This window comes from Algoriphagus pacificus, from assembly GCF_017254845.1.
Taxonomy (GTDB): Bacteria; Bacteroidota; Bacteroidia; order Cytophagales; family Cyclobacteriaceae; genus Algoriphagus; species Algoriphagus pacificus.
Window position 1 is genome coordinate 394,708 of record NZ_JAFKCU010000001.1, and the last position, 21,996, is coordinate 416,703.

The following is a 21,996-nucleotide window of genomic DNA, read 5'->3' on the forward strand; positions in this document are numbered from 1 at the left end:
TAGCTCATGGAAACCCCTGAAAGCAACTTTTCAAAACTTGGTCTGAATTTACCGCCCGCTCCAAAACCATTGGGAGTATATAAACCTTGCCTTATCGATGGCAAATACCTGTATTTATCCGGGCATGGAACTGTTCAAGACGATGGTAGCCTTATCATCGGTAGAATTGGCCAGGACTTGGATATTGAGGCAGGTAAACTTGCTGCTAGGCAGGTAGGACTAGCTATGCTAGCTACGATTAAAGAAAACCTAGGATCATTGAATCGGGTCAAGCGCGTCATAAAAGTCTTGGGAATGGTAAACTGTACCCACGACTTTTTAAAACACCCTTATGTGATCAATGGCTGCAGCGAATTATTCGCTTCCGTTTGGGGAACTGAAAATGGGATAGGTGTGAGATCTGCAGTTGGAATGGGCTCTTTGCCAGATAATATCCCTGTGGAAGTGGAAGCGCTATTTGAATTGCACGAAGGCGCTTAAGGCTGAACCAAAGCTTTGTAGGAGTCAAAGATACTCATGATATCTTTCACGTAATTTACTGCTAGATGCCCTTTTGCAAACCCGCTTTTTACAACCGGGTCCTTGTAATATTTAGGGTCGGATTTTAAATCCAAAAATTCTGAGACATCCTCCCAGCTTTGGGTATTTCCTCCATATTTCATGGTCAAACGCCACGCATCCTCCACATGGCCATGGCCTATATTGTATGAGGCTAAAATGAATTTGATTCGCTCGTTTGTTTCCGGAACTCGCTCCATCCAAAATTTATCTAGGTACCGTAGATACCGCACTCCTCCTGTAAGGGATTCAATTGGATCATGGGGATTATCCACCCCAAACCGCTCCAAAGTAACGGGCATTAATTGCAACAGTCCCGTCGCCCCAGCATAAGAAGTTGCAGTGGTATCAAATCGGGATTCTTTGTAAACCAAGGAAGCTAAAAGTCTCCAATCCCAACCCAATTGCTCTGCACCATTCTTAATCAATTCATCAAATTCAGAAATTCTATTTCCCGCTAATGATGAAAAAGGACTTGTTGATCGGAAATAGCTGTTTTTTGAGTTTAGGAAATATTTTGCGTACAAATCCGGAATAAAACGAGCCTGTTTATCCTCCACCCATTCATCCAAAGAAGTCAGAAGTTGAGGAGAATTTTTACGGACAACCCATGATACTTCCCCTTCTTGGTCTACTTTCCAAGAAATATCCAACCCTTCGTAATAAGTCGCATTTGCCTGTGCAATATTTTGATCCGCAACGGTCCATTTGATCTCTCCTTTGACCACTTGGTCGATTAAAGCCTCTTCATGTTCTGTGCTCTCAAGGACCGTAAACTGAACCTGCGTTGAATCTTTGACGGCACAGAGCTGGGATTTATAGATGGATCCTTGGCGCACAACAATGGTGTCGCCTGCGATATCTTCCCAAGAATTAATCTTATTTGAGGATTTCTTCCCTACAAGAACGGTACTCATTTTACCTAAAGGAATGGTAAACTCAGCTCGTTCAGTTCTTTCAGCATTTTTCTCCAAATTCATTGCAATCAGATCCACTTGTCCTTCCTCTAAATATTCGAAAGCTTTGTCGATGTCTGACACAAGAACCAATCGAAGTTGAACTTGAAGTCTTTTGGATAAATCACGAAGGAGCTCGTATTCATAGCCCATTCGTCTGCCGCGATAAATGTAATAACCCGTAGAATTGTTATCCACTGCTGCACGAATAAAGCCTCTGGCTTTGATTCCCGGTAGATCCAGGATATACTCGTCCTTATCCAGCATTCTCCCAAAATTCTTTTCTAAGAAGGTGCATTGCACCCCAAAGATCAGAAGGGACATAACTGATATAAATAAGACTACTGCTTTCTTCATGCAAAAGGATCGATTTTGATCCGGATGTTTCTCGATTGCAGCATTTGGCAAATGCTATGCCAAAAGAATTATTAAGCATTTCTTAAAAAAAGCAAATAAAAAAATGAGCCTGATTAAATCAGGCTCAAAATATTTCTTAGTTCTCGGTAGGTAAGTCTAGCTCTTCGTAACTGTTTTCAAAAAAGATCTTGCCGGAGAGTCTCATTAGTTCAATTTCCATTTCTTTGATATTGAAAATTGAGGTAATCAATCTGTTTTCTGCTGTCAGTAAATTTACCTGGGCATCTCTAAATTCTAAGTAAGAAGAAATTCCCAATCTGAATCTTTCCAAAGCAATATCAGTGTTCTCTTTGGCCACTTCATAATTCTTCTTTTCAATTTCCAACAGGTTCTTGTTGGTCATATAAGTGTTGAACGCCCGATGGATATCAGATTTTAGCTGGATTTCATATTGATCTAAAGCCAATCCCTGCATTTTTTGCTGGACTTTTGCATTCTGGATCCTTCTGTTCAAAGTCAATCCACTGAACAGGTTCATGGTAACATTCCCTCCAAAATTCAAACCCTGTCTTTGGTTTTGAAGCAAGAACCCTGCATCTGAATTAGAAGTGTTATTCACATAGGTGCCGGTCAGGTTAATTTGAGGGAGTCTGGAAGCTTGCAGTTCTCTCATTTGAAGGAAAGCTACATTTTCCTGACGCTGGGTAATCAACAATTGCTTATTCTGGATGTATGCATTTTCTTCCAATTCTATAAGCTGCAAAGGCTCTCCAATTGTGATTGTGTCATTGACAGCGAATTGAGTATCTGGACTAAGTGCCATTAACTCGTTCAAGTTAATTCTTGCTGCATTGATGATTTGCTCCTGGTTTACCAAAAGCGTCAAATCTGAATTGTAATCCACCTCAGCGGTCAGGAAGTCTCGCTTTCCAGCGCCTCCAAGTTGATACTGCGCCTCTGCGATGTCTAACCTGGACTGACTCAACTCAAGAGTTCTCTTTAAAACCTCATAGCGTTGAAGTTCCAAAACCAATCGATAGTAAGCAGAAGAAATTGAGGCTACCGTATTTTCGACTACGATTTTTGCATCAAGTTCAGAAATTTCTGTCAGCTGTCCCAATCGCTTCATTACCACGATATTTTCTGGCTGAAAACCATAAATAGCAACTACTGAGAAATTCTCGGTTCTGGACTTCGCTCCGTCAATCGTTCTCGGTTCCGGATCATTGACGAAACGTTGCTCTACATCTTCATTACTGAAATTCCTTGCATAGGTAGCATCCAATTGTGGCAAGAAATAATCCCCTACCCCAATCTTTTGGTTTGTTTCGTTTACAGTGATATTCTCTACTGCAATCTTAATGTCCAGGTTTTTTTCCAATCCAATCTGGATGGCTTTTTCCAAGTCCAAAGATTCCTGGCTTTGTGCAAATACTACAGATCCTATGCTGCTCACGAAGAGCATGGCAATCAATTTCTTCATTAAATTCTGGCTAATCTTCCTTCTTTGGAAGTGAGATAAGTATAAATAGCTGGGATGACAAAAAGAGTCAGAATCGTCGCGAAGGTCAAACCTCCAATAACAGCAGCTCCCATTGGAACCCTACTTTCTGCTCCTGCACCTAGACCAAGTGCGATTGGTAAAATCCCTAGAATTGTGGACAAGCTTGTCATCAAGATTGGTCTGAAACGTGCTACTGCTGCACCATAGATTGCTTCATAGACTGACATTCCACTAGCTTTTCGCTGGTTGGCAAATTCCACGATCAAAATACCGTTTTTGGTCACCAGACCAATCAACATGATTATACCAATCTGGCTGAAAATATTCAATGTGAACCCTAAAGCCCAAAGAGTAAACAATGCTCCAAAAATCGCTAGAGGCACAGTAAACATAATGGTCAAAGGATCCAAGAAACTTTCGAACTGAGCGGAAAGAACCAAGTAGATCAAGATAAGTGCAAAAAGGAATGCAAAAAGCAAACTGTTAGAACTCTCTCTGAATTCTTTGGAAGCTCCTGCTACATCGGTAGAGAATGAATCATCCAAAACTTCAGCTGCGATTCTATCCATCTCATCCAAACCATCTCCAATCGTGTAACCATCCGCCAAGTTGGCTGAAACGGTTCCACTCACGAATCTATTAAATCTGTATAACTGGGGAGGAGTACTTTTTTCCTTTACTGTTACCAAGTTGTCCAACTGAACCAAATTTCCATCTTCAGCTCTTACATAGAGCATTCTTAGGTTAATCGGTTCGTTTCTGTCTTCCAGTCTCATTTCACCAACAACCTGATATTGCTTTCCATTTTTAATGAAATATGCAAATCGCTGTCCTGAATAAGAAAGCTGAAGTGTTCTGGCTATTTCCTGAACTGAAACTCCAATATTTCTGGCTTTCGCCCGGTCGATTTCAATTTCTAATTCTGGCTTGGTAAACTTCAAGTTGATATCAGAGAAAATGAATACTGGACTTTTCCCTACTTCTTCCATGAAAGTAGGAATCACTTCTTTCAATTTTTCCAAAGTTGGAGCCTGAAGTACATATTGAACAGGCAAACCACCTCTTCTATCACCAATTGATTGCGGTTGTGAAGCAAAAGCCCGTACCGCTGTATAGTCTTTCAATTTGGCATTTATCGCATTGAAATAATCTTTCTGAGTAGATTCTCTGTTTTCCGCATCGGTCAAAATAAATCTTACGAAACCTGAGTTAGTACTCGAAGAACCGAAACCAGGAGATGTTACTGAAATCAAACCAGTCACCTCATCAGGTGGGAAATTTTGTTTGAAATCAGCCACCATTTCATCAATTACTCGGTCCATGTAGCCAAAAGTAGCTCCTTCAGGGCCGCTCAATTGAATTCGGATTTCTCCACGATCCTCTACTGGAGCCAATTCATTTGGGATTTGATTAAACAACCAATAAATCCCTAAACCCATAAATCCTATTAATAGGAATGAAACCCATCTGAATTTCATAAATCCACTGAGCATTCTGTCATATCCATCGTTTAGCCAAACAAAGATTGGCTCAGTGGCATTGTAGAATCGATTGTGCTTTTCTCTTCGCTTTAACAATTTTGAACTCAACATTGGAGTCATAGTCAAGGCTACAAAAGAGGAAATGATTACAGATCCAGCTACCACGATGCCAAATTCACGGAATAGTCGACCTGTGGTACCTGTCAAGAAAATTACTGGAAGGAATACGGCTGCAAGAGCGACTGTAGTTGCAATTACGGCAAAGAAGATTTCTTCAGAACCTTGTCTCGCAGCTTCCATAGGTTTTTCACCCTTTTCTATTCGTGCATAGATATTTTCCAAGACCACAATGGCGTCATCGACGACGAGTCCAATGGAGAGCACTATACCCAAAAGGGTCAAAACATTGATCGAGAAATCCATCAAATACATGATGAAAAACACCCCGATCAAAGAAATAGGAATGGTCAATACAGGAATAAAGGTAGTCCTCCAATCCCTCAAGAAAAGGAAGATAATTGCTACCACTAGGATAAATGCCGTGATGATAGTTTCCTGAACTTCAGCAATTGAACTTCTGATATAATCCGTAGAGTCAAATCCGATCTCCAATCCTACATCAGCAGGGAGATCCTTTTTGATGAATTCCAATCTTCTATAAAATTCATCTACGATTTCAATGTTGTTTGATCCTGGAAGTGGTACCAAAACTACCCCTACCATCGGGACACCATCCCGCTTTAAAACTGTTCGCTCATTAAGAGCTGCTAATTCGGCTGTACCTATATCCTGAAAGCGGACGATATTATTTTGATCTTCTTTGATGATCAAGGAATTGAACTCCTGTGGACTACTTAGCCTACTCTTAGTTCTTACAGAAAGTTCAATGGTCTCTCCTTCGATTCTTCCTGATGGAAGTTCCACATTTTCACTTTGAACTTTTGAAAGCACATCCAGAGGAGTAACGCCATAGGATGCCATCTTCAACGGGTCCATTCTCAAGCGGATTGCATACTCTTTCTCACCCCAAATCTGAACTCTACTGACTCCAGGGATAGTTTGCAATCTTTCTTTAAATATATTTTGAGCGATGTCTGAAAGGTCCAAAAGGCTTCTTTCGTCACTCTTTACATTCAAAAACACGATAGGCTGAGAATCCGCATCTGCTTTGGAAACTACAGGTGGTTCTGCATCTGGTGGAAGGTTTCGCTGTGCTCCTGACACTTTATCACGAACGTCATTTGCAGCTGCTTCCAAATCGGCACCTACATCAAATTCCACAGTAATACTACTACCTCCATCATTACTGGTGGAAGTAAGAGATTTGATCCCTTGGATACCATTAATTGCCTCTTCCAAAGGTTCGGTAATCTGGGCTTCAATAACATCCGCATTTGCACCGACATAAGTAGTCCGCACATTGATGACTGGGGGGTCTACGCTGGGAAATTCCCGGATACCCAAAAATGAAATACCGATGGCACCAAAAAGTATGATGACAAGAGACATCACAATTGCCAATACCGGCCTATTGATACTTACATTTGATAAACTAGCCATGTTAGTTAATTTGAGTGTACTCTACAGGCGATCCCTGTCTTGCTTGCAAAACACCAGTGGTGAGCACCAGATCTCCCACTTCCAAACCACTAATGATCTGAACGTGAGTATCTGTACGAGTACCGATTTCCACTGATCTTTCTTCAGCTTTATTATCAGCACCAACAACAAAAACTTTATAACCTTGCAACTCCGGAATCACTGATTCTGAAGGTACCATCAATGCATTTTCGGTTTCGCCCAAAACAAATCGAATTCTGACGAACATTCCCGGAAGAAACTTTCGCTCTCTGTTCGGACTTTGCGCTCTGAGTTTCAGTGTTCGGGTCGCAGCATCAATCTGTGGCTCAAATGCATACACCTCGCCAGAAACTTCTTCCTGAGAAGATTCATTTGAAAAATAAATCGTTGAACCTACAGAAACCTGATTTGCATAGCGCTCAGGAATTGAAAATTCGATTTTAATCGGATCGATATTTACAAAATTGGCGATGACATCATTTGTGCCTATCACACTTCCTTCACTGACTTGTCTCAAACCCAAAATCCCATTAAATGGCGCTCTGATGATGGTTTTGGCAAGTTGAGCTTCTACCAGTTTCAAATCAGAAAGCGTCGTATTGTACTGATTCAATACAATATCATATTCCTCCTGACTGATCGCTTCTCTAGCCAGCAATTGCTTTTGTCTGTTTTCCTGACTTTCAAACAATTTCTGAGTGTATTCCAATCGCTGAAATTGAGCCTGAAGCTCGTCATCATTCAAATACAACAAAGGAGTTCCTTTTGTTACATATTGGCCTTCTTTGAATGAGATTCTTGTAACCAATCCTGAAATTTCAGACCGTAAATCCACAGATTCATTAGGGATAATAGTACCTGTAACAGATAGTTGATTTCTCAGCGTTTCTTTTTGAAGCTTGACCACTTTCACAGGCAAAGCAGTTGGTGCACCTGGTCCTGCTCCTGCAGCGGCCACGCTGGTATCGTTTGATTTACGATTGTCCAGCCTTGGGTATAAAAAAGCTGCGATTACAATGAGGACAATCCCTACAATCAGGATAATCTTAGTCTGGTTTTTCATAAATAATGAAAGTACTCCGTTTTAAATTTGATTTTGGATAAAAGCCAAAGCGTATTGGTTGAATCGTTTAGGTTGCTCCACATTGACCACATGGCCGCACTTTTCGACAATTTCCAATATTGAATTTTTATGTTCCGTTACAATTTTTTTCACTGGTTCCAAAAACATCACATCTTGATCCCCCATCACATATAAAGTAGGTATTTCAATGGCTTTTTCTTTGAAATACCGGAGCAGTGGATTGATATCTTTGGTGAGCTTAAACCATCGGATAAACTCTTTTTGACAAAGCTTTTTGGCCTCATTGATAAATAGGTTTCTGGATTCAGAATGCTGCTTTCTCGGCATGATAATAAAAGCAAACAGACTGTAGAGCCACATGTAAGGAATTACTTTCTTAAATGTATTCCCCAGAAAAACCAAAAATCTGGACTGGATATTCAGCCGGGTGATAGCTCCAGCTAAAATCAGCGATTTCACCCGTTGAGGTTCTAGCTCAGCCAGATTTCTCGCCAGAATGGTCCCTAATGAAACTCCTGCAAAATGAGCAGGCGGGATTTTCCAATAGTCCAAAACTTCAATGATATCCTTTGTGATTTCACCAAATGTATATTCTTCATTCCAAATGGCCTGATGCACATCGGCTGACTTACCATGACCTCTCAAATCAATCAACATGAGATTATATTGCTCACGAAAGTCTTTCAGCTGTTTAAACCACACTACGGAAGATCCACCTGCACCATGAATGAAGACTACCCACTCTTTGCTGCTCGGATGATGATACCTTTTACTATATAGCATGATGTTAAAACACCCAGATTAATCAAAGGTTGTCAAAGGGCTAATTTAATTCCATATTTTTTGGTTTGATGAGATAAAAGATACTGGAGGCAAATCTTCCCCATCAATGGAAAAAAAAGGTGATGTTTTATTTTGTGAATCTTTAAAAAACTTAAAATTTCCAACCTAGGGTACTTTGCACCACATAATCAAAATCACTGGCTCCCAATGTTGGCATGTTATCATAGTTCATTGACACACCCACTTTCAAAAAAAAGTCCTCAATAAAATTGTACGTCACATTAAAACCGGCATCGGACCTATACCTTCCTTTTTCGGAAAAACTTTTATAGCCAATCAGACTACCACTGAGGGAAAAAACTCCCACATCATAAAAGTTTATATCCGTGCCGAGGAAGGCTTCAAAAGTCTGATTAGATGGCAGATCGCCCATAAAATCCTCATCATTGTTGTTGATACCTGCTTGAAGATTCCAATAGGAGTGATTGGTATGAATTAAGTACTTACCAACACCCACCAAGGTATTTGCTCTCAGTTTAATCAGCTGCTGTGTATTGCTCAAGAGAGTTTCAGAAAACAATAAAAACCAGTCTTTTGGCAAAAAGAAAAGAACAGTTCCACTTGCCTGATATCTCTTGATGGGAGATGTGGATTCCTGTATTGAGCGAATGGCATTAAATGATACTCCTCCACCCCATCGGCTACCAGAATAGTTCACATGACTCAATACTGAAAACTGTCTGAGTTTATTGGATCGAGCCAAATTAAATCCCAAACTGATGTCTCCATTAAACCTGCTGGCAAATGATTCATTGATTTCATTTAGCAAAACCAATTCGTCTTTTGCGATTTTAAACCGGTTTTGCTCATCCAAGGGGATTACCTTTAAAGTTCTGGTTCCAGGATCAATTACTTGAATTTCCAAAGAGTCTTTGGAAATGGACCTTAGGTTACCTTCCAATCTTTCTCCATTTTCCAAAGTGATGAAGAACCGACTAGGACTATTTAAAAAAGTCACTTCTTTCCATTTGACTTGGATGTCTACATTGGAATAAACTGTCTTGATAAAAATTATTCCTTTGTCCAAATAAGTGATTTCCCCAACAATGACATCTTCGTTGGAAAGCTTAAGGGTATCATTCTGGGCAAGCAGTTTCGTACTTAATCCAAGAAAAAACAGGTAAAAAAAAGCTACTCTACTTCCTAACCTTATAAACTCCATCCAACAGTAGTTTGGAAAATATAATCGAGAGAAGTTGCTCCTTCAATAGGTCTGTTGTCATAGTTCATGGTAGTCCCAAGCTTCACATAAAAATCATCCAAAAATTCATATTTGACATCCAGCCTAAAGTCTGTTCTAAATCTGCCAGATTCAGAGAAACTAGGATAGGCTACCACTTGACTGAATAAACTGAGGTCTCCAATGTCATACAAGTTAAGCTCTGACCCAATGAAGGCTTCCCCTGTTTTTCGGGATGGGGTATCATCTAAATAAACTTCATTGTTAAAGTTGACCCCAGTCTGGAATCCAAAATAGGTTTTGTTGGTATGGACAAGGTATTTACCGATACCGACTTTATTACCTGTTCTTAACTTGATCAACTGCTCCGTATTGGATAGGAAAGTAATGTTATAGAGCAAAAACCAATCTTTAGGAAGGAAGTAATTAAAAGTAAAATCTGCATCAGTTCGCTTTACAGGATCCACTTCATCTTGGTTAGATCTCAGGGAATTGTATGTACTATTCGCTTTCCATCGGTCTGCTAAATAACCCAAGCCACTTCTTACATTAAACTGTCTCAGATTGTTGGCTTTTGTCAAACTCCATCCCAAGTCAATATTAGCAGAAAGCCTGCTCCAAAACCCATCATCCAAGGCATTTAGGTAAACCACTTGATCAATGGGAACCTGGACCTTACCGCCTCCTATATCTTCTGTATTTTGGTTACTCCTTCTCTTTAAAGACAAAAAATTCTCGGGATCGTAGGTGTCAATTTCTATCGTTTTATCATCCACGCTATTGACAGTGCCGTTGTAGCGTTTCCCGTTGGAAAGTGTAATTAGGTATTTTGCTTTTGAAAAAATCTGGGAAATGCCATCCCATGTAATTTTAAAATCGGAATCACTATAATCTGTTTCGATAGTCAAAACGCCTCTATCCATGCTTTTAATTTCTCCAATAATTAAATCCTTGTTTTTAAGGATCAATGAATCCGTTTGGGAATAGGCTTGAATAGATAGGCCAAAGGCCAAAAACATCAGTAAAATTCTTCTCATAGTTATATGGTTCTAAAAATCATGACATATAAAAATAAAAAAAAACACCTCTAAAAAGAGGTGTTTTAAAAATTTGTTTTGCTTTACTATTAGTTGAATATATATCTAACACCAACCTGCATTCTCCAAGTATCACCTATTGAAGTGGTATTTCGGAAAGTTTCAGTTGGGAATTCACTAGTCCCAGGAATAGTATTCAGTCTATATTCTGGTTGACCAGCACTATTCACTCCTCTATAATTCAGTAAGTTTTGCTGGAAAGCAAATTTTTGAATTCCCCATGAGGAATTAAACATATTTCCAATGTTTAGGATATCAATAGAAAGCTGAAGCTTATTTTTCTGATCTTTTGAGAAGACCAAATCTTCAGTAATTCTTAAATCGAATCTGTTCACAAAAGGTCTAATAGCACCATTTCTTTCAGCTATAGATCCTCTGTTTTGGCTTAAATATTCATCCTGATCTATGTAGTCATTTAGAATTTGAGCCTGCTCTGCTGCAGTGATTGTTCTACCTCCAACTGAAAACTCTTGGAAATTCAATTCATTTGCATTGTTCGGAATATACATCAGACGGTTAGAAGCATCTCCGAAGTTTCCAGAGTAAGAATAAGAGAATCTACCAGCATCAGATCCTTCGTAAAAGATTGATATTGTTGTATTATCTGTTTGATAAGCAATATTTGCAATTACTCTATTCGGAATATCAAATCCAGCGAAGCTTAGTTCAGGATCATTTCTATCAGATTTAACTGTAGCTGGCCATAATGAAATAGCCTGAGAACCACTTGAAGCATCTAAATCTCTTGATCTAGAACGTGTATATGCTACCATTGTAGAGAAACCATTATCAAACTGCTTTTGTAACTGAGCAGTTAGTGAGTAATAGTCTGCTTTTTTCTGGGCATTTGTCAAGTAGAATACATTTCTAAAGTCTGAATCATTAGAATAGTTTGTGCCATTCCAATATGGTCTTTGATCCGGACCATTAAAAGTACCATCCGGAGTTCTAACTACAGGGTTATAGGCGATTGGAGTAGAAACGTCTTTTGAATAAATAAACTCAAGCGTTCCTATAATTCCGAAAGGTAATACCTGGTCTACAGCTAGATTAGAACGCCAAACTTGTGGAAGTTTAAAATTCTTATCAGTAAGGTTTAATTCATTAGATAATGATTGACCAGGATTTTCAGGATTACCATAAGTAACATCCGGATTGAAAACATAATTAGGGCCTAAAGCATCTACAACATCTTCACCCTCATATCCAAGGCCACCTCTAACAACACCCGAACCGTTTACTTGATTAGATAACCAAACAAAAGGAATTCTACCTGAGAATATACCAGTTCCACCACGCACTTGAGTCGTTCTATCACCTTTTGCATCCCAGTTAAAACCAACTCTTGGAGACCACAATGGATTCACTTTTGGGAATTGGCTTACATCAGGAGTAATTGTTCCATCAGGCGTTTCAAAAGTTTTGTTCAAATCATCTAACAGATCATTTGAAGGAATGTCGATTGGGTAGAATGGAAAGTCAATTCTTAAACCACCTGTAACTTTTAAGTTCTGTGTTACTTGATATTCATCCTGCACATAAAAACCTATTTGTCCAAACTTGGTATTATCTACTGGAGGAGTTGTAGAACCATCCAATGCATACCCTTTTGCAAAAGCCTCAGGATATGAACCAGGTGTTTTATTAATTACAGTTGCTACAAAATCATCATAAGAATTGAATCTATAGAAACCGTTAAAGACAGGGTTGAATGCATTTTTGAAAGTCATATATTCAAAATTCACCCCGAAAGTATAAGTATGATTTCCTTTATAAATGGAGAAATTATCTGTGAAATTGAAGATATTATTCTCTAAAAGATTACCTACGGTAAACAATTCGTTACCCATAGACATATAATAAAGGAGATTACCAGATGCATCTGGTTCCATTACTTCTATGAAAGGGAAGTTTTGCCCACCTGGAATACCTCTCTTAGGATCTGTAATAGATGTATATCCTACGTTGATTTGATTTGACATATTTACTCCAATTCTGGAGTTAACTTCAGCAACCCAAGACTGTACTTTTCTATCGTTTGTATAGTTTGCATTTCTGAAATTCATCGCCTCGATCCCTGTTCTGTTTGTATTTCTATATCTCGTAGAAATATACCTTACAGAGTTTCCGTTAGTAGGTACATCAGTAAACGCTGAATAATTATTGTAACGTAAGGATACTTTATGATTGTCATTGATATTCCAGTCAAGTCTCGCATTAAATCTTTCTTGTTCTGAAGCAAATGCATAATTCTCATAAGGACCTGTCTCGTATCCATACAATTGAGAAAGGCTTTCTCTCACAAAATCCAATTGGGAAGCCGGTACTCTTGATACTGTTAAACCATCTGGTTCAAGTCCAGGACGTGCTGCAACTTTAGTAAAGCTTGGTACAGCTTCCGTCTCCTTTTCATAAGAAACAAAGAAGAATACTTTATTTTTAATGATTGGACCACCTAATCTAAAACCGGCAATTTCGTTTTTAGAATCACCTACGTTTAATCTAGTATCTCCAACTTTATCACCGATCATTTGATCATTTCTAAGAAAATAATAGGCGGATCCTGAAAAATTGTTTGTTCCCGATTTAGTAATCGCATTGACAGATGCTCCTGTAAAACCTGCCTGTCTTACATCAAAAGGAGCTAAGTTTACTTGAACTTCTTCGATAGCATCCAAGGAAATTGGATTTGCTCCAGCAAACTGACCTGATCCTAGGCCGAAGTTATTGTTGTAAATATTACCATCAATCGTGTAGTTATTAAACCTGCTTGAGGTACCTGCAAATGAAGTCCCATTAGATTGAGGAGTTAAGCGAGTGAAATCGTTGATGCTTCTGTTTACAGTTGGCAAGGAATTGATCTTTTCATTATTAAGGTTCAAAGCCGCTCCTGTTCTATCTGAATTCATGATTGCATCCTTAGTTGCAACAACTTCCACAAGATCCAATTCCAATCCATCTGACAATTGAACATTTAGAGTATAGGTAGAACCCAACCCAAGTACAATCCCATCAAAAACTCTTTCTTCGAATCCCACAAAAGAAACAACAACATGATAAGGACCACCTACTCTCATGTTTGGAAGAAAAAATCTTCCTTCTAAATTACTCACAGCACCGTAGCGAGTACCTGAAGGCTCATGTGTTGCTACAATGTTTGCCCCGGGAAGAGATTCCCCTGATTCGTCAATGACAGATCCTTGAATGTTTGCAGTAGTGACGCCTTGCGAAAAAGCTACACCACAACTCACAACAAGGAAAATAATCGACAACAAATTTTTCAGTAAATTTTGCCTCATAATTAATTTGTTTTGATATAAGTTGGTTTGAAATAATTCTTGTGCAAAAGTAAAATTGAGATGCGGTATTTCGGGGTAGTTATTGTTAAGTTTCACTGTTCAAATTTCACACTTTTTAACAATTAAATAATATGTCTGAGCGAATAAAATTTTCTTTTTCTTAAAATTTCTTCCATTTCTTTATCAAAAATTTGAATTCATTCCTTGATTTTTGAAACATTATTAATGTCTTTGAATCGAGTGTTATGAAATTGTAAATTCACCAATAACCAAAATATCATTTCATTACATTGCATTTATGATGCTTCAAAAGTTCAGATTCTGTCAAAAACACAAAATTTAATACGTCTTGAGAAATAAAAATTTTGCCTGGCTTTACCTCTTTCTCTTTGCCACTTTAGTGGACTTATCTTTTATTCTTGAGAAGAAACAAGAATTACGTTATTTCTCTAAACCATTGATAATTATTGGTTTATTAATATATTTTTTTCAAATCACAAAACCAATAGCCAGCACACTTTTAACAAAATCAATTTTGGGAGCATTGGTTTTTTCATGGATAGGAGACGTGCTTCTTTTGTGGCCAAACCTCTTCGCCTATGGTTTGGGAGCATTTCTTTTGGCACATATCTGCTACATTATCGGATTTAAAGTAGCCCAAAAAAATCCCGGAGAAATCGGGCAAATCAACTTTATCAAATCCTTTTTGCTAAGCCTTCCTTTTTTTATTCTCGCAGCTTTCGTGTATTACCTTATTCAACCCAACCTCGGAGTCCTAAAAATTCCTGTGATTATTTATGTCATCACGATTGTTTCGATGGTCAATACAGCTAGAGAAAGATTTGGGAAATGCCAGAATTCTAGTTTTTGGCAAGTAATGATCGGCGCGACCTTATTCTTTATTTCAGATGGTGTTTTAGCAATTGATAGATTTTACATGGAATTTCCAGAAGCAGGAATCTTGATTATGGGTACTTATGCAGTTGGCCAGTTATTGATTGTTATGGGCATCAGATCATTTGTTATCCAGCCGAAATAATCAGGGATCAAAAAATTGTTGATTTTCTTTTTAAACCAAGAATGAAAATGAGGCACCTAACCTTAGCTAGAAAGTAATAAAAAAGAGGCCGAAGCCTCTTTCTTAATTTTTCAAATTTACCAGGATAGACAGCTCTTTTAACTGCTCATCTGCAATGGTACTCGGAGAATCGATCATCACATCTCGACCTGAGTTGTTTTTCGGGAAGGCGATGTAATCTCTAATCGAATCAGAACCTCCAAAAATGGCGCAAAGCCTATCAAAACCAAAGGCAATCCCTCCGTGTGGTGGAGCTCCGTATTCAAAGGCTTCCATCAGGAATCCAAATTGCTTTTGAGCCTCTTCATCTGAAAATCCAAGGTGCTTAAACATCAATTGCTGGGTTGCTCTGTCGTGGATACGAATGGAACCCCCACCGATTTCCACGCCATTGATTACCAAATCATAAGCATTGGCACGAACAGCCCCTGGATCAGTATCCAATAATGGGATGTCCTCTTTTTTAGGAGAGGTAAATGGATGGTGCATGGCATGGAAGCGGTTCGTTTCTTCATCCCATTCCAACAAAGGAAAATCAACAACCCATAAAGGTTTGAATACATTTTTATCTCTCAATCCTAAGTCTTCGCCCATTTTCAGACGAAGTTCGGAAAGTTGCTTTCTGACTTTATTGGCTTCTCCGCTAAGAATTAGCATCAAATCTCCTTGCTCCGCACCGAAGGCCTCAGCCCAAGCTTGAAGATCTTCCGCGCTATAGAATTTATCTACTGTTGATTTGATAGTACCATCAGCGTTGTATTTGGCGTAAACCATCCCCTTAGCGCCGATCTGTGGTCTTTTCACCCAATCTGTCAAAGCATCTAATTGCTTCCGAGTATACTCAGCTGCGCCTTTGGCACAAATCCCAACTACTAACTCAGCATCATCAAAAATTCCGAAGCCTTTGCCTTTTGCTAAATCATTCAACTCAACAAATTTCATGTCGAATCGAAGGTCTGGCTTATCATTGCCATAATACTTCATGGCATCAGCAAAGGTCATTCGCTTCACTTCTTCCAGCTCAACTCCTTTGACATTGGCAAAAAGATGTTTGGTCAAACCCTCAAATGTAGAAAGGATATCCTCTTGCTCCACGAAAGCCATTTCACAATCGATCTGGGTAAATTCAGGCTGACGATCAGCCCTTAAATCCTCATCTCTAAAACACTTCACTATTTGGAAATACCTGTCAAAACCTGAAACCATCAGCAATTGCTTGAAGGTCTGAGGTGACTGGGGCAAGGCATAAAATTCTCCAGGGTTTACACGGCTTGGAACCACAAAGTCTCTGGCTCCTTCAGGAGTAGACTTGATTAATACAGGAGTTTCAACTTCTATGAAGTTTTGGGCATCCATGTATTTTCTTGTTTCCTGCATCATTTTATGGCGAAGCTGCAGTTTTTCCCTAACCACATTTCTCCTTAGATCCAGATAACGGTATTTCATCCGCAGTTCATCCCCTCCATCGGTTTCATCCTCAATGATAAAAGGAGGAACTTTCGCTGCATTTAATACTTCTAGCTTCGCAACTTTGATTTCAATAGATCCTGTAGGAATCTTATCATTTTTTGAAGTTCGCTCGATGACAGTTCCGGTAGCCTGAACGACAAATTCACGTCCTAGTTCTGCAGCTTTATCAAGCAATTCTTTCTCGCTGGAATCTTCTTCAAAAATCAATTGAGTCAATCCATATCGATCTCTCAAATCAACCCAGATCAAGCCACCTTTATTTCTGACACGCTGTACCCAGCCTGCAAGTGTTACTTCTTGATCCACGTTTTCAAGGCGCAATTCGCCACAAGTATGCGTTCTCAGCATGATATTAGTTTTTTTTGGGAGGTCAAAGATAAAGAATTGAGATTGAGTACACCACCATCTTTTTTGGATTCTCTAGTATTTTGGAGAATTCGCTGTGAAATGCGTTTTATTTGCTCCTATTCTTTGAAATTATCTCAATTTTCTGCCGAAATATCTGAAGCTTTATCTTTTCAACCTCAATTTATTTCAAAATAAATCCAGCCTTCAATTCGTTGGCATTATAGTTGACAATGTTAAAGGCTTAACGAATCTGCCCCAAAACTTGGAAAATATTCCCTTTTTTCCTTGATTAGAGGTTATTCAATCATCCCCCACAGAATTATAGATTAATGAACAAAAGATGGATCCTTGCTGCTTCCCTTTTACTCACCTTGAGTGCGGCAGCTGTATTCCAATATTTTGGGTTTTCACTTGAGTCCAAACCTCTACCCTCTCCGACAGAAGAGCTTGTGGTAGAAGATGTATCTGAGGAGGTTTACCTTTATGGGATTAATGTGACTGGCCTGAATATCGTGGAAGGAAAAGTTAGCAAAAACCAGACTCTAGCTACAATTTTGGCACCTTTCAATGTTCCTTATCAGATTATCGATGAGCTAGCCAAAAAATCAAAAGAAGTTTTTGATGTTCGTGGCATCGCTACCAATAAAAAGTTTACCATCCTTACACCTTCTGATTCTGCTCAAGCACAATTTTTTATTTATGAGCCTAATCCTGCAGAATATGTAGTTTTCAACTTAGACTCCATGAATATATACAAGGCCGAAAAGCCTGTAGAATATGTTCAAAAAGAAGTGGCAGGAATTATCGAGGATAGGAGTAATCTTTCTTCAGAAATGCTTAAGCTAAATGTCGGATATGATATTGTCGATCAATTCGCGGATTTATATGGTTGGTCTGTAGATTTTGGGGCTCTGCAAGCTGGAGACAAATTTAAAGTAGTTTATGAAGAGAAAATGATTGAGGGGAATGTTGTGGGTGTTGGTGACATTAAACTTGCCTACATGGAACACCGAGGTGAGCCATTCCATGCAATTCCTTTTGAACAAAACGGTGAAATGAATTTCTTTGATCAGGAGGGAAATAGCTTGAAAAAAGCCTTTCTAAGAGATCCTGTGAAATATACCCGAATCAGTTCAAGATATAATCTGAGAAGATTCCATCCAGTACAAAAAAGATATAAAGCTCATTTAGGAACGGATTATGCCGCTTCCAAAGGAACAGAAATCCGTTCAGTTGGAGACGGAGTTGTTACTGACGCGAAGTACACTTCTGCTAATGGAAACTATGTGAAAATCAAACATAACGGAACTTATACAACCCAATACCTTCACATGTCTAAAATCGCTTCCGGTATGAAACCAGGCCAACGTGTAAAGCAAGGTCAAGTAATTGGATATGTGGGAAGCACGGGATTAGCAACAGGAAATCACCTTTGCTTTAGATTTTGGAAAAATGGAAAACAAGAGGATTGGTTGAGAGAAAAGATTCCGCCATCCGAACCTATTTTAGCTGCCAATAAAGCTGCATTTGAATCGAAAAAATTTGAATCCCTGCAATTACTGGCAAACATCACTTATCCAGGTGAAGCTCCAAAATTGGTAGCAAAAGCAAATGAAGTTCCTGCTATTCCTACATTAAAAGCGAAAACAGATTGATTCATTTATATATCTAGAATTAAAAAGGGTTCCAAATTATTGGAACCCTTTTTAATTTCTATGAAATATATCCTTTACAGGACATCGACTTTCTTCTGTCTTCCTGAGTAGGTGAACTGGGATTTGCCTACCCTCAGTTCGGTCCTTCTGTTCAGCTGGTGCATCGCCGGGGTACAGGTCACCTCGTTGCAGTCATGAACAGGTTTTGTCTCTCCGAACCAGGTCTCTTCCATTCTGTTGTCCTCGATTCCCCTTTTGGTCAGATAAGCCTTCACCGCATCCGCTCTGCGCTCAGAAAGTCCCTTGTTATACTCATCGTCGCCCCGCTGGTCGGTGTGGCCCTCGATGTACAGCATCAGGTTCGGCATACGCTTCAGCATGATCGCCGTACGCTCCAATTCTTTCTTGTGAACGCTTCTCAGCATGCTCTTGTCAAAGTCGAAGTAGATCGTCGGGATCTGCGCGATCTCGTCCTGGATCTGGGTGAACAGGTCCTCCGGATCACAGAAGTCCTTATCCTTCAGCTCCTCCGGTATCTCATACTGCTTGCTCGGATCCGAGAATGCCTCCAGTACCAGTTCCGATCTTCTGTTCAGCTGGTGCTCGCTCTCCGGACACGGTACCCCGTTGCCGCAGTCGTTGATCAGGTTCTGCTCCCCGAACCATTCCAGTCTGATCCTTTCGGCCGGGATGTTGTACTGCGCCATGTATTCGGTCACTGCCTTGGCCCGGTTGTTTGACAACGTGATGTTGTACTCGTCACTCGCTCTGGAATCCGTATGGGATCCTACCAGCAGGTCCAGGAACTTGTAGCGGTTCATCAGCTCGCCCAACTTGTCCAGTACAGGCTTCGCATCTTCCCGGATCACATATTTGTCCAGGTCGTAATACACGATGTCCACGTATACCGGTAGCTGGTAAGGGATCGGAATCAGTTTGTATTCACGCTTCAACGTGTCTCCTGTAAAGCCTTTGGTCGTGATGTCCTCGTCGGTGATGCTGAAGTAGCCCGGTTTGCTGATCTTGATCCCGAAGTCGCTGTCAGGTTCCAGTTCTGCCGTCAGCTCTCCTTTGCCGTTTCTTTGGGTCTGTACGTTCCCGTTCTGGGTCTTGTCCCGGAGCGTGGCCAGGTAGCTGTCGCTGATCACCACGCCTTCGCAGTCGATCACACGTGCCAGAAACTGTTTGTAAACCTCTTCCACGCTGTAGATATCATCCAGTCCCATTCCTCCCTTTCGGTTTGAGGAAAGGTACACTTCTGTCTTTCCGTCTTCCTTGTCCACTTCCCTGTAGGCAAAGTCATCGGCCAGCGAGTTCACAGGCGCGCCCATGTTCTTCACATTGCTGATCCCTGTGGCGCTGTAGTCCGCCTGGTAGATGTCCATGCCTCCCATCGTCGGGTGGCTTCCGCCTTTCGAACTGAAGTAGAACTTGTCTTCTTTCCTGAACGCATGGGATTCATCACCCGGGGTATTCACCGAGGCTCCCAGGTTCACCGGTGTGCCGAAGCTCATGTTGTCGTCATATTCCGAATAATACAGGTCGTAGCCTCCCATGCCGCCGGGCATGTCAGAAGTGAAATACAGTCTTTTTGCTTCTTCATCGACAAAAGGGTTCATCACCGCATAGCCGATCGAGTCGTTGAACGGTACCGGGGTAAAGCCTTCCAGTCCCCCTTCCGCGTTCACCTTGCTGTAATAGATCTCCGGCTGTACCGTGATGTTCCGGTTCTTCTTCACCTTGGTGATCCCGCGGGTCACCGAGTAGAACAGCACGCCGGCTTCCTTCGCATAGCTAGGATCCGAAAAATTGTAGGTGTTCGGTACATTCGATACCACTTCGCTCACGTTCCCGTCCTTGTCCTGGCGGTACACCGTGAAGTATTCCCTGCCCGTGTAGTCCTGCTTCTCCTCACTGAAGATCCTGTTCCTGCCGTCGATCCGGATTCCGGGCATCTCGTCCACAAAGCTTCCGCCCCTGTCCGATACAAAGTACTTGTTCCCGTTTCCGTCAACGGTCAGGTCAAAGTCCGACTCACTCGAGTTCAGTCCTTCCACTCCTGCCACTTTCAGCTTCCGTGGGCTCTGCATCTTCAGCAGCTCGGCCACCTGGATGCTGTCAGGGCCTACCCCTTTCGATTCCAGCAGGCTCTGGGCCTCCGACAGGTTGTCTGTCAGCTGCGCATAGCGCAACAGCTGGGCAAAGTCCTCCGGCGTAGACTCCTCGTAACCTACAGTCGTCTTCCACCAGTCATACGCGTTGTCGTAGTCTCTGAGTACATCATAGGCTTCGGCCGTCTTCTTGGCCGTCTCGTAGTTCGGCTTCTTCGCATATGCCTCCTGGTAGATGGCAATGGCCGTCTCGTAGTTCATCTCAGCCATCTGCTCATCGGCATACCGTACCTTGCTCTTCTGGGCCTCTGTCGTCCCTAGTGATCCAAAGAGCAGGCCTGAGGTTATTATCAGTAGTGTTAGTGTCTTTTTCATAATCAGAACCATCTTTGGTTTTTCATCACTGCTTTTCTCGGGGTCATGTAGAAGCCTACCGACAGCTCGTGGGAGTTGTTCTTGTAGTCACTCAATACGTTCAGGTTATGGTCATACGCATAGCCCAGACGCAAACGGTCCGTGGCAAAGATCTCGATGATCGCAGCCACTGCGTTCCGGTTGTTCAGGTTCTCGGCTAGGTTGTCGTTCCAGATCTTCATGTTCGAACGGTAACTGCCACCCAGCCAGATCCTGTCATAGAACAGGAACATCGCGTTCAGGTCGTAGTTCGTCGGTGCTCCCTTCACCTCCTTGATCAGGAAGCTCGGCTTGAACTGTACCTGGTCGGACAAAGGGATCATCACACCTGCGGTCAGGTAGTAGTGGAAATCATGGTAGGCCAACGCCACATCCTCCTGCTCCAGGCTCTTCTTGCCAACCATGTTGTACATACTGAAGCCCGCATAGAAACGGTCGGTATGGAAGAAAAGTCCCGTGTTCAGGTTCGGACTGAACAGGTTGATGCGGCCGTCAGGAATCTCACTGTCCGGATAATCGTTCGGATCCAGCATGCTCCCATCTATCGAGTACTGGCTGAAACCCGCACTCACTCCCAGACCCAGCCAGCTCTTGGCTCCAGTCTGGATGCGGTACGCATACGTCAACAGTCCCCCAGTCGTACGGGCCGGTCCCAGGTTGTCGCTCAGGAAACTGATCCCGAAGCCCATCGTGCCCTCGTTGGCCGATAAGTCCGCCGTCACCGTGAACGTCTCCGGAGCACCAGGGAAATTAACCCACTGGCTCCGGTAAGTGCTCTGGATATACGGCTCCCCCTTGTATCCCGCATAACCCGGGTTGATGTGCAGCCCGTTGAATATGTACTGGCTGAACTGAGGAAGCTGCTGGCCCAAAACTTCTCCACCGGTAGTCATCACTACAAGCAAAGCAGCCATACCTAGAATTTTAAAAAGAGTTTTCATATCGCTGGAGGGTTATATGCTATAAAAGATTGAGAGGAA

14 protein-coding genes are annotated in these 21,996 nt (G+C 41.1%); 3 read left to right on the forward strand and 11 right to left on the reverse strand.

Annotated elements, in window-relative coordinates; translation table 11 throughout:
* Positions 1-6: 6 nt before the first annotated feature.
* Positions 7-480 carry a RidA family protein gene (locus J0A69_RS01730; protein ID WP_206584787.1) on the forward strand — a complete coding sequence of 158 codons (474 nt, stop codon included), beginning with the start codon at positions 7-9 and terminating at the stop codon, positions 478-480.
* Here the strand turns inward: J0A69_RS01730 and J0A69_RS01735 are convergent.
* The 8 genes from J0A69_RS01735 to J0A69_RS01770 all read right to left on the reverse strand — a co-directional run bounded on the left by J0A69_RS01735 (position 477) and on the right by J0A69_RS01770 (position 13,940).
* Positions 477-1,871 carry an MltF family protein gene (locus tag J0A69_RS01735; RefSeq protein WP_206584788.1) on the reverse strand — a complete coding sequence of 465 codons (1,395 nt, stop codon included), beginning with the start codon at positions 1,869-1,871 and terminating at the stop codon, positions 477-479. The genes J0A69_RS01730 and J0A69_RS01735 overlap by 4 nt on opposite strands.
* Before the next feature lie 136 nt (positions 1,872-2,007).
* Positions 2,008-3,354, reverse strand: coding sequence for a TolC family protein (locus J0A69_RS01740; RefSeq protein ID WP_206584789.1), 1,347 nt, complete (start codon positions 3,352-3,354; stop codon positions 2,008-2,010).
* Entirely contained in the window at positions 3,354-6,416 is a 3,063-nt protein-coding gene (locus J0A69_RS01745; protein ID WP_206584790.1) for an efflux RND transporter permease subunit, read from the reverse strand. Before J0A69_RS01745 ends, J0A69_RS01740 begins: the two co-directional genes overlap by 1 nt.
* Position 6,417: 1 nt before the next feature.
* The gene (locus tag J0A69_RS01750; RefSeq protein ID WP_206584791.1) at positions 6,418-7,500 is read right to left on the reverse strand and encodes an efflux RND transporter periplasmic adaptor subunit; all 1,083 of its coding nucleotides are present in this window, start codon (positions 7,498-7,500) and stop codon (positions 6,418-6,420) included.
* 21 nt (positions 7,501-7,521) lie between these two features.
* Positions 7,522-8,304 (reverse strand): alpha/beta fold hydrolase, encoded by a 783-nt coding sequence (locus J0A69_RS01755; RefSeq protein ID WP_206584792.1) that lies wholly within the window; start codon positions 8,302-8,304, stop codon positions 7,522-7,524.
* A 151-nt stretch (positions 8,305-8,455) separates the two neighbouring features.
* Positions 8,456-9,526 carry a DUF481 domain-containing protein gene (locus J0A69_RS01760; RefSeq protein WP_206584793.1) on the reverse strand — a complete coding sequence of 357 codons (1,071 nt, stop codon included), beginning with the start codon at positions 9,524-9,526 and terminating at the stop codon, positions 8,456-8,458.
* A complete protein-coding gene (locus J0A69_RS01765) occupies positions 9,514-10,581 on the reverse strand; it encodes a DUF481 domain-containing protein (protein WP_206584794.1) in 1,068 nt (355 codons plus the stop codon). Before J0A69_RS01765 ends, J0A69_RS01760 begins: the two co-directional genes overlap by 13 nt.
* An 89-nt stretch (positions 10,582-10,670) precedes the next feature.
* Positions 10,671-13,940, reverse strand: a complete 3,270-nt coding sequence (locus tag J0A69_RS01770; protein ID WP_206584795.1) for a TonB-dependent receptor — start codon at positions 13,938-13,940, stop codon at positions 10,671-10,673.
* A 349-nt stretch (positions 13,941-14,289) separates the two neighbouring features.
* On the opposite strand from J0A69_RS01770, the gene J0A69_RS01775 reads away from it, so the two are divergent.
* Positions 14,290-14,979, forward strand: coding sequence for a lysoplasmalogenase (locus tag J0A69_RS01775; protein WP_206584796.1), 690 nt, complete (start codon positions 14,290-14,292; stop codon positions 14,977-14,979).
* Positions 14,980-15,081: 102 nt separating this feature from the next.
* On the opposite strand, the gene aspS is transcribed toward J0A69_RS01775, so the two are convergent.
* On the reverse strand, positions 15,082-16,836 hold the full coding sequence (gene aspS / locus J0A69_RS01780) for an aspartate--tRNA ligase (protein WP_206584797.1): 1,755 nt from the start codon (positions 16,834-16,836) through the stop codon (positions 15,082-15,084).
* A gap of 329 nt (positions 16,837-17,165) precedes the next feature.
* Between aspS and J0A69_RS01785 the strand changes: the two genes are divergently transcribed.
* On the forward strand, positions 17,166-18,491 hold the full coding sequence (locus tag J0A69_RS01785) for a M23 family metallopeptidase (protein WP_206584798.1): 1,326 nt from the start codon (positions 17,166-17,168) through the stop codon (positions 18,489-18,491).
* A gap of 74 nt (positions 18,492-18,565) precedes the next feature.
* Here J0A69_RS01785 and J0A69_RS01790 read toward each other — a convergent pair whose 3' ends face one another.
* Positions 18,566-20,977, reverse strand: coding sequence for an OmpA family protein (locus J0A69_RS01790; RefSeq protein ID WP_236032580.1), 2,412 nt, complete (start codon positions 20,975-20,977; stop codon positions 18,566-18,568).
* Between the two features lie 2 nt (positions 20,978-20,979).
* Complete coding sequence (locus tag J0A69_RS01795; protein WP_206584800.1) at positions 20,980-21,957, reverse strand: PorP/SprF family type IX secretion system membrane protein; 978 nt, start codon at positions 21,955-21,957, stop codon at positions 20,980-20,982.
* Positions 21,958-21,996: the final 39 nt, after the last annotated feature.